At 70.4% G+C, this 15,909-nt stretch carries 11 protein-coding genes and 1 pseudogene; 10 read left to right on the top strand and 2 right to left on the bottom strand.

The features are described from left to right. From OHA55_RS36350 to OHA55_RS36340, 3 genes and pseudogenes are all read left to right on the top strand, one after another. Positions 1-562: pseudogene (locus tag OHA55_RS36350) on the top strand (hypothetical protein); the annotation flags it as partial. 720 nt (positions 563-1,282) lie between these two features. After that, entirely contained in the window at positions 1,283-1,546 is a 264-nt protein-coding gene (locus tag OHA55_RS36345) for a hypothetical protein (RefSeq protein ID WP_266714779.1), read from the top strand. 100 nt (positions 1,547-1,646) lie between these two features. Then, positions 1,647-3,080, top strand: a complete 1,434-nt coding sequence (locus OHA55_RS36340) for a peptide ligase PGM1-related protein (protein WP_266714777.1) — start codon at positions 1,647-1,649, stop codon at positions 3,078-3,080. Positions 3,081-3,142: 62 nt separating this feature from the next. On the opposite strand, the gene araA is transcribed toward OHA55_RS36340, so the two are convergent. Continuing rightward, positions 3,143-4,654: an L-arabinose isomerase gene (gene araA / locus OHA55_RS36335; protein ID WP_266714775.1), complete on the bottom strand. Its 1,512-nt coding sequence runs from the start codon at positions 4,652-4,654 to the stop codon at positions 3,143-3,145. Between the two features lie 52 nt (positions 4,655-4,706). Next, positions 4,707-6,353 (bottom strand): ribulokinase, encoded by a 1,647-nt coding sequence (locus tag OHA55_RS36330; protein WP_266714773.1) that lies wholly within the window; start codon positions 6,351-6,353, stop codon positions 4,707-4,709. Positions 6,354-7,022: 669 nt separating this feature from the next. Here OHA55_RS36330 and OHA55_RS36325 point away from each other — a divergent pair. The 7 genes from OHA55_RS36325 to OHA55_RS36295 form a co-directional block, all read left to right on the top strand. Continuing rightward, positions 7,023-8,018, top strand: coding sequence for an ABC transporter substrate-binding protein (locus OHA55_RS36325; RefSeq protein ID WP_266714771.1), 996 nt, complete (start codon positions 7,023-7,025; stop codon positions 8,016-8,018). Positions 8,019-8,313: 295 nt separating this feature from the next. Beyond that, positions 8,314-9,873, top strand: a complete 1,560-nt coding sequence (locus tag OHA55_RS36320) for a sugar ABC transporter ATP-binding protein (RefSeq protein WP_266714769.1) — start codon at positions 8,314-8,316, stop codon at positions 9,871-9,873. After that, positions 9,870-10,970 carry an ABC transporter permease gene (locus OHA55_RS36315; protein ID WP_266714767.1) on the top strand — a complete coding sequence of 367 codons (1,101 nt, stop codon included), beginning with the start codon at positions 9,870-9,872 and terminating at the stop codon, positions 10,968-10,970. The genes OHA55_RS36320 and OHA55_RS36315 overlap by 4 nt, the downstream gene beginning before the upstream one ends. Next, positions 10,967-11,992: a galactofuranose ABC transporter, permease protein YjfF gene (gene yjfF, locus OHA55_RS36310; protein WP_266714765.1), complete on the top strand. Its 1,026-nt coding sequence runs from the start codon at positions 10,967-10,969 to the stop codon at positions 11,990-11,992. Before OHA55_RS36315 ends, yjfF begins: the two co-directional genes overlap by 4 nt. A gap of 68 nt (positions 11,993-12,060) precedes the next feature. Continuing rightward, positions 12,061-13,182 (top strand): aldose epimerase family protein, encoded by a 1,122-nt coding sequence (locus tag OHA55_RS36305; RefSeq protein ID WP_266714763.1) that lies wholly within the window; start codon positions 12,061-12,063, stop codon positions 13,180-13,182. Between the two features lie 465 nt (positions 13,183-13,647). Next, positions 13,648-14,988, top strand: a complete 1,341-nt coding sequence (locus OHA55_RS36300; RefSeq protein WP_266714781.1) for a glycoside hydrolase family 43 protein — start codon at positions 13,648-13,650, stop codon at positions 14,986-14,988. 90 nt (positions 14,989-15,078) lie between these two features. Next, on the top strand, positions 15,079-15,909 hold an 831-nt coding region (locus OHA55_RS36295), incomplete at its 3' end, for a beta-L-arabinofuranosidase domain-containing protein (RefSeq protein WP_266714761.1).

Genomic DNA, 15,909 nt, shown 5'->3' with positions numbered 1-15,909 from the left:
GTACACCCTGCCGACCACCACCTCGTACAAGGTCAACGCACTCGCCGTGCTGCAGAACGCGGTCAGCAACGGCGCTCGCGTCGACGTGGCGAGCCTCATGACGTTCGACTACTACGACAACGCCGAAGTCAACATGGCGAACGACACCAGACCGCGGCCCCAGGGTCTCGTCAATGGCTCGCCGCCCTCTACCCGTCAAGACCTCGGTAGCTGTGAGTGGTCGGCATCACCAAGATGCCGGGAGTGGACGACCGGTCCTGGAGACCGCCTCGCCAACGCCACCCGGTCCGCAACTGGGCCCGTCTCCAAGGGCATCAACTTCCTGTCCTTCTGGGCTCTCCAGCGTGACAACGGAAGCTGCCCCGGCGCCGCCGCGGACGGCTGCTCCGGCATCCAGCAGAACACCTGGGACTTCACTTCTTCTGCTCGCCCTTCACCGGTGGCACCACTACGTCAACTTCTCGCTGACCGCCACACCGGCCTCCGGCTCGGTGACCGCAAGCGGTTCGGTCACCAACTCGGTGAAGACCGCGGTGACGGCGGGCTCGGCGCGGAACGGTGAGCCTCAAGGTCACCGGCGCACCGGCGTCACGGCCTCGCTGACCCGGGCCTTCGGCGGACGGGGCGGGTCCCCGGAACCACGGGCCAGTGGGGCGTGTGGGTGGACCTCGGCGCCTGCTGAGGCCGTCGGGGGCGATCCTGATCCCGCCCCCGGCTCCCGGACCCGGCTGACCTCCGGGACCCGGATCCCCGGTCCACGGTCTCCGATTCCCGAGAGCACACGCACAGGTCCGACAGGGCCGGCAGCACGTCTGCCGGCCCTGTTCCCGTTGTACGGGGCCGGCGGTCACGTCCCGCGAACCCGCCACTCCCGGGACCTTCCGCCGCACGGTGTCCGGCTTTTCTCGGGAGCGCCCGAGAAAAGGTCGGCGGAAAAGCGGCCTTGTACCCGATGGAACCGCGAGGCAAAGTTGAGTGATTGTTCCCTCCCTTTCGCGGGACGGGCCGAAGACAATCACGGAAGCGTTCCGTCGGCCCGATCCGTTCGGTCCCGCACCCGGGCCGCCCCGCGAAGGCCGCCCCGGTGGTACCGGACCGAAATGTTCGCGGCAACACCCCTGAGGTCCTCCCCGGATACGGAACCGACGGATTTCCGCATCCACCGGGAATTACTTCCGGACATTCGATCACCGGGCATTCGATCACCGGACAGATACCCCATCACCGACGTCACCGGGCAGGGAATCGTCCGGCGCCGCATTCCCTGGAGGATTCTCACCCCATGGACACGCCCCCCTTCACCCGCGTACCGAAGAATCCCGGGACCGGGGCGGCGGTGCCGGCGACCGCGCGGCCGGCCACGCCGCCGCTCCCGGGCTCCGGGTACCCGCACACGGTCACCGACCGCCCTCTCGACCACGTCGACCGGACACTCCCGTACGCGGAACTCGTCATCCGTCCCCCTGCCAACGCCTCGGCGGGAGACCGTGACCCCGACGCGGGTACCCGAGTTGTCGCCTTACGTACGTCCCTCCGGAACCCGTAGCTTCGAGGACGCTGTGACCGAAACGCATCGACCCCCCACGGCGACGCATCGACGTCCCACGGCCCGAATCCACATCGAGAGCCGGGAGTGCGGCCCCGAGGTGCTGGAGCGGCTGACCGGCGCGACGTACTTCCCCGAACGGCTGCTGGGCCCCGCGATCGTCACCACCGTCTGCCGCGCCGGCGGTCATCTGCTCTACGTGACTGCGCCGAGCGTGATCGACGGCGACCAACAGGTGGACTACTACCTCGGCCTGCTCCTGAGCGGTGCGCCCGCCGAGGACGGGGAGAATCTGCGGCGGATGCGGGAACTCGTGCGCGTACTGCCGCTCGACGACGCCACGACCCGCTGGCTCAGCACCAAGGTGCTCGATCCCGTCAGCCCGCGGGCCGCCGAAGTCCGCACCGAATTACGGGAGTTCGCCGATCTGCACCGGAGTGCCGGGGCGGACGTGCGACTGAGCTACTTCGAACCCTCCGAGCCGCTGGAGGAGCTGGCCCGCGCTCTGGACCTGCCGGGCACCCAGCCCTCGTCCGCCCACATTCCGCTGGGCACCAAGCACTCCGGCCGGCGGATCTTCGCCGCCGCCGGAATTCCGGTCCCCGCGGGCAGCGGGGTGTGCCACGACCCCGGGACGCTCGCTTCGACGGTCGCCGCACTCGCCGCGACCGGGGTGCGGAAGCTGGTGCTGAAGCTGGACAGCACGGCGTTCGGCGGGGGCCTCGGCAACGCGCTGCTCGCACTGGACGACGGCATCACCTCGCCGGGCGGCGAGAGTGTTGAGACACGGGTCGCGCGCGCTCTGCCCGGGGCCGTACTCATGGATCCCAGGCTCACCTGGCACGAGTACGTCAGCCTGATGAAGGACGACGGGGTGATCGCCGAGGAGATGATCACTCAAGTGCCGTTGCTGAGCCCGAGTTTCCAGGGGCGCCTGACCGACCGGGGGACCGTGGAGGCCGTGTCCACCCACGACCAGGTCCTCGCCGGCGACGGGCAGACCTATCACGGGTGCACCTTCCCCGCCGCCGACGGCTACCGCGGGCAGCTCATCGACCACGGTCTGCGGGTGGGCGAGGTGCTGCGGGAACGCGGCGTCGGCAGCGGCGATTACGGAGTGGACTTCCTCGCCACCCGCTCCGGCGACGGATGGCGCCTGCTGGGCTGCGAGATCAACCTCCGCGCCACCGCCACCAAACACCCCTTCACCATGGCGGTGGGGCTGCTCGGCGCGGACCCGACCCCCGACGGACGACTCGTCGTGGACGGCGCGGAGTATGTCTACGAAGCGTCGGACGTCATCATGGACCACCGCTACCGGGGCCTGCGCCCGGCCCAGCTCATCGAGGCCGTCACCGGTTCACCGATCGGCTTCGACCCCGTCCGCGGGACCGGCGTGGTACTCCATCTGATGAGCCCGGTCACCGAGTTCGGGAAGTTCGGCGCCCTGTGCATCGCCCGGAGCCGTGCGCAGGCGGCCTCCCTGATGCGGGAACTGCGCGACCTCGCCGACGGGTTGACTCCGCAGGGCTGAGCACGCACCGGGGAGTGGCCGGCCCGCCCGGCCGGCCGCTCCCCGGCACTCACGCGCGTGGATCACAGACCGCCGGCGAGCCGGTGGTAGGCCTGGTTCCAGCGCAGTTCACGGGCGAACTGCCGGGGCGTGGTGGACTCGTCGATGAGCACGAGTTCGGTACGCAGCATCTCGGCCAGGTCGTCCAGGTGTTCCGCCCCGAGCGCGGTGGTGAGCACCGTGTGGTGCGGCCCTCCGGCGGTGAGCCACGTCTCCGTGGAGGTCCGCAGGCTGGGCCGGGGCCGCCAGACGGCACGGGCGACCGGCAGTGCGGGCAGCGGCTCGGTCGGGGCGACCACGTCGATCTCGTTGGCGACGAGCCGGAAGCGGTCGCCGAGGTCGGTCAGCCCGACGACGACCGCCGGACCGGCCGCGGCGTCGAAGACCAGACGTACCGGGTCCTCCCGGCCGCCGATACCGAGCGGGTGGATCTCGCAGCTCGGGACCTGGTCCGCGAGGGAGGGGCAGACCTCCAGCATGTGGGCGCCGAGGATGAGTTCGTTGCCGGGCGAGAGGTCGTAGGTGTAGTCCTCCATGAAGGAGGTGCCGCCGGGCAGGCCGTCGGCGGCCGTCTTGAGGGTGCGCAGCAGGACGGCGGTCTTCCAGTCGCCCTCGCCGCCGAAGCCGTATCCCTCGGCCATCAGCCGCTGCACGGCGATGCCGGGAAGTTGTCGGAGCCCGCCGAGGTCCTCGAAGTTGGTGGTGAACGCGCCGAACCCGCCGTCGGTGAGGAAGGTGCGCAGTCCGGCTTCGATGCGTGCCGCGTACCGCAGCGCCTCGTGGCGTTCGCCGCCGGCTCGCAGGGGGGCGGCGAGGCGGTAGGTGTCCTCGTACTCCTTGACGAGTCCGCCGACCTCCGCGTCGGTGGCGGAGTCGACGTGGGCGACGAGGTCGTTGACGCCGTAGGTGTTGACGGAGACGCCGAAGCGGAGCTGGGCTTCGACCTTGTCGCCTTCGGTGACGGCGACGTCGCGCATGTTGTCGCCGAAGCGGGCGACCTTCAGGGTGGAGAGTTCGGCGCGCCCGGCGGCGGCCCTCGCCCAAGCGGCGATCCGCGCGCTGGTCACCGGGTCGGTGACGTGTCCTGCCACGGTCTTGCGGGCGACGCCCACCCGGGACTGGATGTATCCGAACTCGCGGTCCCCGTGGGCGGCTTGGTTGAGGTTCATGAAGTCCATGTCGATGGTGGCCCAGGGCAGGGCGACGTTCGACTGGGTGTGCAGGTGGAGCAGCGGCTTGCGGAGCGCGTCCAGGCCGGATATCCACATCTTCGCCGGTGAGAAGGTGTGCATCCAGGCGATCAGGCCGATGCACCGCTCGTCGGTGTTGGCTTCCAGGCAGATGCGGCGGATCGCGGCACTGTCCGTCAGGACGGGCTTCCAGACGATCCGGGCGGGCATGGCGGTGGAGTCGGCGAGGGTGGCCGCGATGGTGCCGGACTGTTCGGCCACCTGTCGGAGCGTCTCCTCTCCGTAGAGGCCTTGGCTGCCGGTGAGGAACCATATTTCGCGGGCGGAGGGGGCCTGGCTGGACACGGGGACTCCCGGTGGGTGAAGGGGGCGGGTCTGGTGGCGGTCGTCCGGCGGGTCAGTCGGCCGGGGTGCTGGTGAGTGCGTGGTTGCGGATGCGGCGCAGGCGGTGCAGGAGTCCGTCCCGTTCGCCGAAGTGGTCGTGGAGCAGGCGGTATTCGGCGAAGAGCGCGTCGTAGGCGTCGGCGCGGGCCGGGTCGGGGACGTACACGTCCCGGTGGAGCCTGCCCATGGCGGCCGTCGCGGCGCGGACGTCCCGGTGGGCTCCGGCGGCGACGGCGGCGTGGATGGCGGAGCCGAGCGCGGAGCCCTGTTCGGAGGCGGCGAGGGAGACGGGGCGGCGCAGGACGTCCGCGTAGATCTGCATGAGCAAGGTGTTCTTCTTGAGCCCTCCGGTGACGATGAACTCGTCCACCGGCACTCCGCCGGATTCCAGTGTCTCGACGATCACCCGGGTGCCGAAGGCGGTGGCTTCGAGCAGCGCCCGGTAGACGTCCTCGGGGCGGGTGGTCAGGGTGAGTCCGACGAGGACGCCGGAGAGGTGGTGGTCCACCAGTACGGACCGGTTGCCGTTCATCCAGTCCAGGGCGATCAGCCCGTGGCCGCCGACCGGCTGATCGGCGGCCTTGCGGGTCAGCAGGGCGTGCAGGTCCTCGCCGCGGGAGGCGGCCTCGGCCGCGTAGTCGGCGGGGACCCCCTGGGCGACGGCCCAGCCGAAGATGTCGCCGACCGCGCTCTGGCCTGCCTCGTAGCCGTACGCGCCCTCGACGATGCCGCCGTTGACGACTCCGCAGATGCCGGGCACGTCGGCGAGGGCGGGGCCGCTGACCACGTGACAGCTGGAGGTGCCCATGATGGCCAGCAGCCGCCCGTTCTCCACGGCCTGGGCGGCGGCTGCCGCGACGTGCGCGTCGACGTTGCCCGCGGCGACGGCGATCCCCTCGGGCAGGCCGGTCCACTCCGCCGCCCGGGCGGTCAGAGAGCCGACGCGTGAGCCGAGCGCCGACAGCGGGAACTCCAGGCGGGTGCGCGCGAAGTCCGCGAAGTCCGGGTGCAGGGCTGCGAGGTACTCCTGTGTGGGGTAGGAGCCGTCCTGGTGGATGCCCTTGTATCCGGCGGCGCAGGCGTTGCGGGACTCCGAGCCGGTGAGCTGCCACACGATCCAGTCGGACGCCTCGATCCAGCGGGCGCACCGGGCGTAGACCTCGGGGTCCTCCTCGAGGAGCTGGAGCGCCTTGGCGAACTGCCATTCCGCGGAGATCTTTCCGCCGTAGCGGGCGATCCACTTCTCGCCCCTGGCGTGGGCGAGCGCGTTGATCCGGTCGGCCTGGTCCTGCGCGGCGTGGTGCTTCCAGAGCTTGGGCCAGGCGTGGGGCCTGCCGGAGAGTTCCGTCGCGGCGAGGGGGGTGCCGTCGGCCAGGGTCGGCAGCACGGTGCAGGCGGTGAAGTCGGTGGCGATTCCGACGACGGCGCGGGGGTCGATGCCGGCCGCTTCCACCGCGGCGGGCACGGCGGTGCGCAGTACGTCGCACCAGTCGTCAGGATGCTGGAGCGCCCAGTCGGGGGGCAGGGGCGTCTCGCCCCCGGGCAGCCGGCGGTCGATCACACCGTGCGTGTACTCGTGCACGGCGGAGGCGAGTTCCTCACCGTCGCGCACCCGGACGACGACGGCGCGCCCGGACAGCGTGCCGAAGTCGACGCCCACGGTGTACTGCTCGCCGCCCGCAGGACCTGACGGGGCATGAGGCGGAGGGGGCGGTTGGGAAGTCACCAGGATTGCCCTTCGGGAAAGGTGGCCGACAGACGGCCCACCAGCGGCAGTGATGCGCGGAGCCGAATGAGCGGGACCGCCGACTGCCGAAAGTGTGAACGCTAACAATTGCGAAATCAAGAGCAGTGCAGCCGCTTCACACTTCGTGTTCCACCCCAACCCCTTCGGCGCAGCCGGGAGCGTGACACCGCCGCACCCTCTCCCCCAGACGCGTCGGGAGCACGCCCGCCGGAGGAGGAGCCGGGCGCCGGCGCGCCGGGCGGACATCCCGTGAATGGTTCACAACTCACGTACCCAAAACGGAACTTGCCCCTCCCTGACGCGAATTCCAGTACCGCTCCGGCACCCACTCCCCCCTTCCCGGCCCGCCCCTCCCCGTGCCGCCATGTCACAAATAGGTAACTCGCGCACAGGGCTTGAGATACCGCAGTGTTAGCGCTCACACTGCTCGCGGCGCACCCCATGAACCTTCCGCCATCACCACCCGGGCTTTCCGGTCGTACCGGAGGCCCCGCACCGTCTTCGGCCGGGCCCACCCCCCGTGCGCGTACCGGATCGCATCACGTCGGCACCGACGACATCCCTCCGAGAGGACACATCACCATGGCCCGCAGAATCGCCTACGCCCTCGCCGTCGGCATCCTCGCCGCGTCGACGATGACCGCATGCTCCGCCGAGACGACCCCGTCCGGCGGCGGGGCCGGCGGGAAGAAGGACGACGGAAAGCTCGTGCTCGGCTTCGCCCAGGTGGGCGCGGAGAGCGGATGGCGCACCGCCAACACCAAGTCCGTCCAGGAAGCGGCCAAGAAGGCCGGGATCACCCTGAAGTTCTCCGACGCGCAGCAGAAGCAGGAGAACCAGATCAAGGCGATCCGCACCTTCATCCAGCAGAAGGTCGACGTCATCGCCTTCTCGCCGGTGGTGGAGTCCGGCTGGGACACCGTGCTCAAGGAGGCGAAGGACGCGGGCATCCCGGTGATCCTCACCGACCGCGCCGTGGACTCGCAGGACACCTCGCTCTACAAGACCTTCCTGGGCTCGGACTTCATCAAGGAGGGGAAGTCGGCCGGCGAGTGGCTGACCAACGAGTACAAGAGCGAGACCGGCCCGGTCAACATCGTCGAACTGCAGGGGACCACCGGTTCGGCCCCGGCCAACGACCGCAAGGCCGGCTTCGGCGACGTCATCAAGTCCGACCCGAAGTTCAAGATCGTCGCCTCCCAGACCGGTGACTTCACCCGCGCCAAGGGCAAGGAGGTCATGCAGGCCTTCCTCAAGTCCCAGAAGGACATCGACGTGCTGTACGCCCACAACGACGACATGGCCCTGGGCGCGATCCAGGCCATCGAGGAGGCGGGCAAGAAGCCGGGCAAGGACATCAAGATCATCTCGGTGGACGGCATCAAGGACGCCTTCACCGCCATGACCGAGGGAAAGATCAATGTCGTGGTGGAGTGCAACCCCCTCCTCGGCGACCAGCTGATGGAGCTCACGAAGAAGGTCGCCGCCGGGGAGAGCGTCCCGGCGCGCGTCGAGACCGTGGAAGGCGTCTTCCCCCAGGACAAGGCCGCGGCGGCCCTGCCGACCCGCAAGTACTGAGCCCCCGGGGCCGAACCGCAAGCACTGAACACCCGGGGCCGACCCTCGGTGCTGAGCCCGCGGGGCCGAACCGCAGGCACCGCGTCCCCGGGGCCGGCCCACCGGTACGACGCTTCGCGGCGCCTCCCCCGCCGGCACCGAGGCCCCGCGGCCGACCCGCGAGGACTCAAACCCCCCTGAGGTGCGCCGGACTTGGCCGGCCGCACCCCGGCCCACCGGACCGAGCCGGCGGAGCGAACGCGACGAACCTCCGGCCCGTCGCCTCCTTCGGCCACTCCCGACGAGAGGAGGGCGGATGGCAGCCCCACCCACCCTTGAGACGAACACCGCCGACCGCCCGCGGCCGGTTCTCGAAGCCCACGGCATCCGGAAGGAGTTCCCCGGCGTGCTGGCCCTGGACGGGGTCGGCCTGCGGCTCTACCCGGGTGAGGTCCACGCCCTGATGGGGGAGAACGGCGCCGGCAAGTCGACCCTGATCAAGGTGCTCACCGGGGTGCATCCCGCGGACGGCGGGACCATCCTCGTCGACGGTGAGGCCCGGGAGTTCGGTGATCCGCTCCAGGCGCAGAACGCCGGGATCAGCACCGTCTACCAGGAGGTGAACCTGTGCTCCAACCTCTCGGTGGCGGAGAACATCCTCATCGGACGCGAGCCGCGCAGATTCGGCCTGATCCACTGGTCCGCGCTCCGGCGCCGGGCCGGTGAGCTGCTGGCGGAGCTGGAGCTCGATCTCGACGTCACCGGTCCGCTGGACTCGCACTCCCTCGCGGTCCAGCAACTGGTCGCCATCGTCCGGGCGGTCGACGTCTCGGCGAAGGTGCTCGTCCTGGACGAGCCCACCTCCAGCCTCGACCGCGAGGAGGTCGCCCAGCTCTTCACCCTGGTGCGGCGGCTGCGCGACCGCGGGGTGGCCATCCTCTTCGTCACCCACTTCCTTGACCAGGTCTTCGAGATCTGCGACCGGGTCACGATCCTGCGCAACGGCCGGCTCGAAGGCGAGTATCCCATCGGGGAACTCACCCACGTCTCCCTGGTGCAGCGGATGATCGGTGGTGAACTCGCCACCCTGGACGAACTCTCCGAAGCCGCCCACGAGGAGGCCGAGGAGCGCGCGGCCGAGGAACCCTTCATCGAGGCAAGGCAGTTGGGGCGGACGGGCTTCATCGAGCCGTACGACCTCGACATCCGTCCCGGCGAGGTGATCGGGCTCGCGGGGCTCCTGGGCTCGGGGCGCACGGAGGCCGCGCGGCTGCTCTTCGGGGCCGACGGCGCGGACACCGGGGAACTGCGCGTCCGGGGGGAGTCGGTCTCCTTGCGCACACCCCGGGCCGCCATCTCCCGCCGGATCGCGTTCTGTTCCGAGAACCGCAAGTCCGAGGGGCTGGTCGGCGAGCTCACCGTGCGCGAGAACATCGTGCTGGCGATGCAGGCGGCGCGCGGCTGGACCAGGCCGATCTCCCGGGCCCGGCAGGAGGAGCTGACGCGGCGCTGGATCTCGGCGCTGGACATCCGCCCCACCGACCCGGAGGCGCAGGTACGCCACCTCAGCGGCGGCAACCAGCAGAAGGTGCTGCTCGCCCGCTGGCTGCTGACCGACCCCAAGCTCCTGATCCTGGACGAGCCGACCCGCGGCATCGACATCGGCGCCAAGGCCGAGATCCAGAAGCTCGTCGCGCGGCTCTCCTCCGAAGGCACCGCGGTGCTCTTCATCTCGGCGGAGCTGGAGGAGGTCCTGCGGCTGAGCCACCGTATCGGCGTACTGCGGGACCACCGCATGGTCGCCACCCTGACCAACGACGAGACCGTCACCCCCGAACGCATTCTGGCCACCATCGCCACCGGAGAGGACTCATGACCCCGCACCCCGCCAAGGGCCCGTCGGCCGGCGGCGTCGGACAACGGCTGCTGCGCCACCGGCTGTTCTGGCCCTCGGCCGTCCTGGCGGCCCTGCTGCTCGGCAATCTCGCCTTCACCCACGACTTCTTCGCCGTCCATGTCCGGGGCGACCACCTCTACGGCAGTCTGATCGACATCCTCCAGTTCGGCGCGCCGCTCATCCTGGTGTCGCTGGGCATGACGCTCGTCATCGCGACCCGCGGCATCGATCTCTCGGTCGGTTCCACGGTCGCCATCGCCGGCGCGCTGGCCTGCGAGCACATCGCCGGTTCGTCCGACCCCGGCAGCGTCTCCACCGTGCTCGGAGCGGTCGCCGTCGCACTGGGCGGCGCGGTGGTGATCGGCCTGGTCAACGGCACGCTGGTCTCGCGTCTGGGCGTACAGCCCATCGTGGCGACACTGATCCTCATGGTCGCCGGCCGGGGCATCGCCCAGTTGGTGTCGGACGGCCAGATCATCACCGTCACCAGCAGCCCGTACAAGATGATCGGAGGCGGCTACTGGCTGATGTTCCCCTTCGCCGTCCTGCTGGCCGCGGTGATCGTGGTCCTCACCTCGCTGGTGACCCGGCGCAGTGCCCTCGGACTGCTGATCGAGTCGGTGGGCGGCAACCCCGCCGCCAGCCGGCTGGTCGGCATCCGGGCGGCGGGCCTGCTCACCGTGGTGTACGTCTTCTGCGCGCTGTGCGCCGCCGTAGCCGGGCTGATGATCAGCTCCAACGTGTCCAGCGCGGACGGCAACAACGCGGGGCTCTGGATCGAGCTCGACGCCATCCTCGCCGTGGTCATCGGCGGCACCGCGCTGACCGGCGGCCGGTTCTCGCTCGGCGGGACGGTGCTCGGCGCCCTGATCATCCAGACCCTCTCCACGACGGTCTACACCCTGGGTGTCCCGCCCGAGACGACGCTGGTCTTCAAGGCGTTCGTCGTGATCGCGGTCTGCCTGATCCAGTCGCCCGTCTTCCGGGCGAAGGTCCTGAGCCGCCGGAAACCGGCAGCCTCCCGACAGAACGCCCCGGCGGACGACAGCCCGCTCCCGCAGGAGGTACGTACATGAGCACCGGCATCGCGGGTGTCGCCGACACCCTCGCGCGGCCGTTCCGCGCCCCCCTCTCCCCCCGCGCCCGCACCCGCGTCCCGCTGGTGGTGACCGCGGTGCTGCTGGTGGCGATGTTCGCCGTCGGTTCGGCGCGCTACGACGGGTTCTTCTCCACCCAGGTGCTGCTGAACCTGCTGATCGACAACAGCTTCCTGCTGGTGGTCGCCATCGGTGTCACCTTCGTCATCCTGACCGGCGGCATCGATCTGTCGGTGGGCTCGGTGGTGGCGCTGTCGACCATGCTCACCGCCTGGCTGGTGGAGCGGCAGGGCTGGCCCCTGTTCGCCGTCATTCCGCTGGTCCTGCTGGTGGGCGCGGGCGGCGGCGCCCTGATGGGGTGGGTCATCCACACCTTCGAGATCCAGCCGTTCATCGTGACGCTGGCCGGCATGTTCCTGGCGCGCGGCCTCTGTTACACGATCAGCACCGAGTCGATCTCCATCAGCGACAAGACGACGGTCACGATCGCCCAGACCCGGCTGGTGATGCCCGGCGGGCTGTTCGTCTCGCCCGCCGTGGTCATCGCGCTGGTCGTCCTCGCCGTGGCCTTCGTGGCGCTGCACCACACCCGCTTCGGCCGCAACGTCCACGCCCTGGGCGGCAACGAGACCTCGGCGCGGCTGATGGGGCTGCCGGTGGGCGCGACCAAGGTGGCCGTCTACGCGGTGAGCGGGCTGTGCTCGGCGCTCGGCGGTGTGCTGCTGACGTTCTACATGCTCTCCGGCTACGCGCTGCACGCGGTCGGCATGGAGCTCGACGCCATCGCGGCGACCGTGATCGGCGGCACCCTGCTGACCGGAGGCTCCGGTTTCGTCCTCGGCACCGCGCTCGGGGTACTGGTCCTCGGCATGATCCAGACGGTCATCAACTTCCAGGGCACGCTGAGTTCCTGGTGGACCCGGATCGTGATCGGCGCGCTGCTCTTCGTCTTCATCGTGCTCCAGCGGCTCCTGGGCGGAAACCGGAAGTCCACGGGCTGACCCGGCGGCCCGCCATCCCCCTGGCCCTTCGGCCCGGGGCCACCGATCCGACATCGAGGGACACACGCATGCACCACCCGCCCGAGTCACCGGCCGCCCCGCCGCAGGCGCCCGGCGAGCGTCCGGACCCCTCCGGCCGCCCGTACCGGCTGCCCGACACCGGGACCGGCGACCGTTGGGTGTTCGGCTTCCCCGGGCAGGCCCGGGCGGAGGTCCACACCCTCGGTGCCCGGCTCCACTCGCTGCTCCTCCCGGACCGGCGGGGCCGGTTCGCCGACGTGGTGCTCGCGGGTGCGGATGCCGCTGCGGTGCGCGGGCCGGCCTCCTACTTCGGTGCGACGGTGGGCCGTTACGCCAACCGGATCGCCGGCGGCCGGCTCGAGGTGGACGGGGTGGTCCGGCAGCTGGACACCCAGGACACCGGCCACTGCCTGCACGGCGGCCCGGACGGCTTCGACCGCCGGGTGTGGCGCGCCGAACCGGTCCACACCGCCGACCGCACCGGCGTACGGCTCTTCCTGCGCAGTCCCGACGGCGACCAGGGATTCCCCGGCAATCTGAGCGTCCGGCTCACCTGCACGCTGGACCGGGACGACGCCCTGACGTTCGACTACCACGCGGTGAGCGACGCGCCGACGGTCGTCAATCTCACCAACCACACCTACTGGAACCTGGAGGGAGAGGGCAGCGGTGACGTGCTCGGGCACGAGCTCCAGATCCACGCACCTCGCTGGACACCGGTCGACCCGGCGCTGATCCCGAGCGGCCCGCACCGGTCCGTCGAGGGGACCCCGTTCGATCTGCGCACCCCGCGCCGCCTTGCCGCGGTGTTCGCCCAGGAGGACGAGCAACTGCGTCTGGCCGGCGGCGGTTTCGACCACAACTGGGTGGTCGCCGACGCCCCCTCGATACGTCCGCGCAGTGCCGCCGTGCTCCACGCGCCGGTCTCCGGGCGGCGCCTGGAGGTGCGTACGAGCGAACCGGGGATGCAGGTGTACACCGGCAACCTCCTCGCCGGCGAGATCACCGGCAAGAGCGGGCACCCCTACGGCCCGCACGCGGGAGTGGCGCTGGAGACCCAGCACTTCCCGGACTCCCCCAACCGCGCCGACGACCCCAGCACCGCGATCCGGCCCGGCGAGGTGTACCGCTCCACCACCGTGCTGCGGTTCTCCGTCACGGAGGAGTGACCCGGATCGCCCATCGCGCCGGACGACCCTGACCGGCTCGTCCCGCCGGCTCAACCCGGCGCTCCTGACGGACATCCCCGAGGAGCGCCGGGCCTTCGGCGTACCCGCTCCGACCTGCGCGTTCACTCGCCGGACGGGTTCCACTTCCCCGCGGCGCACCCTATTGACATGAACATTGTTAGCGTTAACACTCCATGACGCACGGCTGTTCCGGTGCGCCGGCGCCCGGCACGGCGAAGCTCCCGCGCCACCGTGACCGGAGCCCGGCACCGTCCACGGCGTCCACCGGCCCCGCCGTCCCGTGACACGGCGACCCCGGACGCCTCCCCCACGGTTCCGCGCCGCGCGTACGGCTCCACGTCACGTCACCCGCACCGCACCACGATCCGAAGGGCCGCCATGTCCCTCCTGCGACGTTCCCGCTTACGCGCGCTCGGGGTCTTACCCGGGCTGATCGGCCTGCTGATGGCCGCGCTCGTGCTTCTGCCCGCTCCCCGCGCCCAGGCCGCACCGGTCTGGGGCGGCTACGCGATGGCGTACTTCACCGAGTCCAACCAGGGTGCCGGCAACAACTACGGGCTGCACCTGGCGGTGAGTTCCGACGGCCTGCAGTGGACCCCGCTCAACCAGAACGCCCCGGTCGTCACCCCCACCGCCGGCACGAAGGGCCTGCGCGACCCCTTCATCCTGCGCAAGCAGGACGGCACGTTCACCGTGCTCGCCACCGACCTCAACGGCACCGACTGGGGCGAGACCAACCAGTACATCCACGTCTGGGACTCCACCGACCTGCGGTCCTTCACCCACTACCGCCGCCTGAAGGTGCATTCGCTCGCATCCACCCACGCCTGGGCCCCGGAGGCGTTCTGGGACGCCTCCCGCCAGAGCTACGCGATCATCTACTCCGCGAACAACGGCACCCGCGACGTCATCATGGCGACCTACACCACGGACTTCGTCACGCTGTCCGCCGCCCAGACCTATTTCGACCCCGGGTTCGGCATCATCGACGCGGACGCCGTGACCGGCGTGAACGGCACCAACTACCTCTACTACAAGAGGGACAACGAGCTCTACGGGGCCAAGTCCGCCTCGCTCGAACCGGGTTCCTTCGACAACGCCACCTACACGGGGCCGATCGCCCACGGCGGCACCGAGGCCCCCGTACTGGTCAAGTCCCTCTCCGGCAACACCTGGTACCTCTGGGGCGACACGTACACCCCCAACGGGGTGTTCTACGCCTGGCAGACCGGCGACCTCGCCACGGGCGACTGGACCCCGCTCGACCAGCGCGCCTACACCCAGCCGCTCAACTCCAAGCACGCGGGCATCACACCGATCACCACCGCCGAGCTGAACGGCATGAAGTCCACCTGGGGGACGCCCTCCTGGAACCGGCTGAAGTCGTACAACCACCCCGACCGGTACGTACGCCACAGCAACTTCGCGGGGCGCATCGACCCGTACCCGTTCGACCCGTACGGCGACTCCCAGTGGAAGATCGTGCCCGGTCTCGCCGACAGCTCCGGGGTCTCCTTCGAGTCGGTCAACTACCCCGGGCAGTTCCTCCGGCACAGCTCCTACTCGATCGTGCTGAACACCAACGACGGCAGCGCGGTCTTCGCCGCCGACGCGACCTTCTACCCCACCGCGGGACTGGGCGACGCCTCGGCCGTTTCCTACCGCTCGTACAACAACCCGACCCGCTACATCCGCCACAGCGACTACCGGTTGCGCATCGACCCGCTCACCTCGTCGTCCCCGGTGACCGACCGGCAGGACGCGACCTTCCTGGTCACCGGCTGAGCCCTCCCGGTCCGCCCGTACGCCTCGCGCGGGGCGGACCGGGAGACCCGTGCTCCCCTGCCCACTCCCCCTCGGAAGGACGACCCGACCATGACCGCCATGAACCGCCGACTCTTCATCTCCGCCTCGTCGGGCGCGGCGCTCGCCGCGCTCGCGCCGGCGCTGACCGCCACCCCGGCGGCGGCCGCAGCCGTCCCCCCGGTCCGCACCGAGACGGGCGCGCTCGTGCAGCCCTTCCCGCTGGGGAGCGTCCAGCTCACGGCGGGCCGCTGGCGGCAGAACATGGACCGCACCCTCACCTATCTGCGTTTCGTCGATCCCGACCGGCTGCTGTACAACTTCCGCGCCAACCACGGGCTTTCGACCAAGGGAGCCGAGCAGTGCTACGGCTGGGAGGCGCCGGACTTCGAGTTCCGCACGCACAGCCAGGGGCACTTCCTCAGCGCGTGGGCGCAGGCGTACGCGGTCACCGGGGAGAGCGTCTTCCTGGACCGGATCGTCTACATGGTCGCGGAACTCGCCAAGTGCCAGGTCGCGCCGACGGCTTACCGTACCGGCTACCTCTCCGGGTTCCCCGAGTCCGACTTCGACACCGTCGAGACCGGGGTGCGCAAGGGCGTGCCCTACTACTGCGTGCACAAGACGCTGGCCGGACTGCTCGACGCCTGGCGGCTGACCGGGCTCACCCAGGCGCGTGACGTACTGCTCGCTCTCGCCGGGTGGGTGGACGTGCGGACCGGTCGTCTCACCGCGGCGCAGATGCAGACGACCATGAAGACCGAGTTCGGCGGCATGAACGCCGTCCTCACCGACCTGTACCAGCAGACCGGTGACAGCCGCTGGCTGACCGTGGCGCGGCGCTTCGACCACGCGGCCGTCATCGACCCGCTGGCGGCGGGCACCGACAGCCTGGACGGGCTG

Source organism: Streptomyces sp. NBC_00102, assembly GCF_026343115.1.
Classification (GTDB): Bacteria; Actinomycetota; Actinomycetes; order Streptomycetales; family Streptomycetaceae; genus Streptomyces.
Note: the sequence above shows the minus strand (reverse complement) of the source record. Positions and strands in the feature narration are given on the sequence as shown.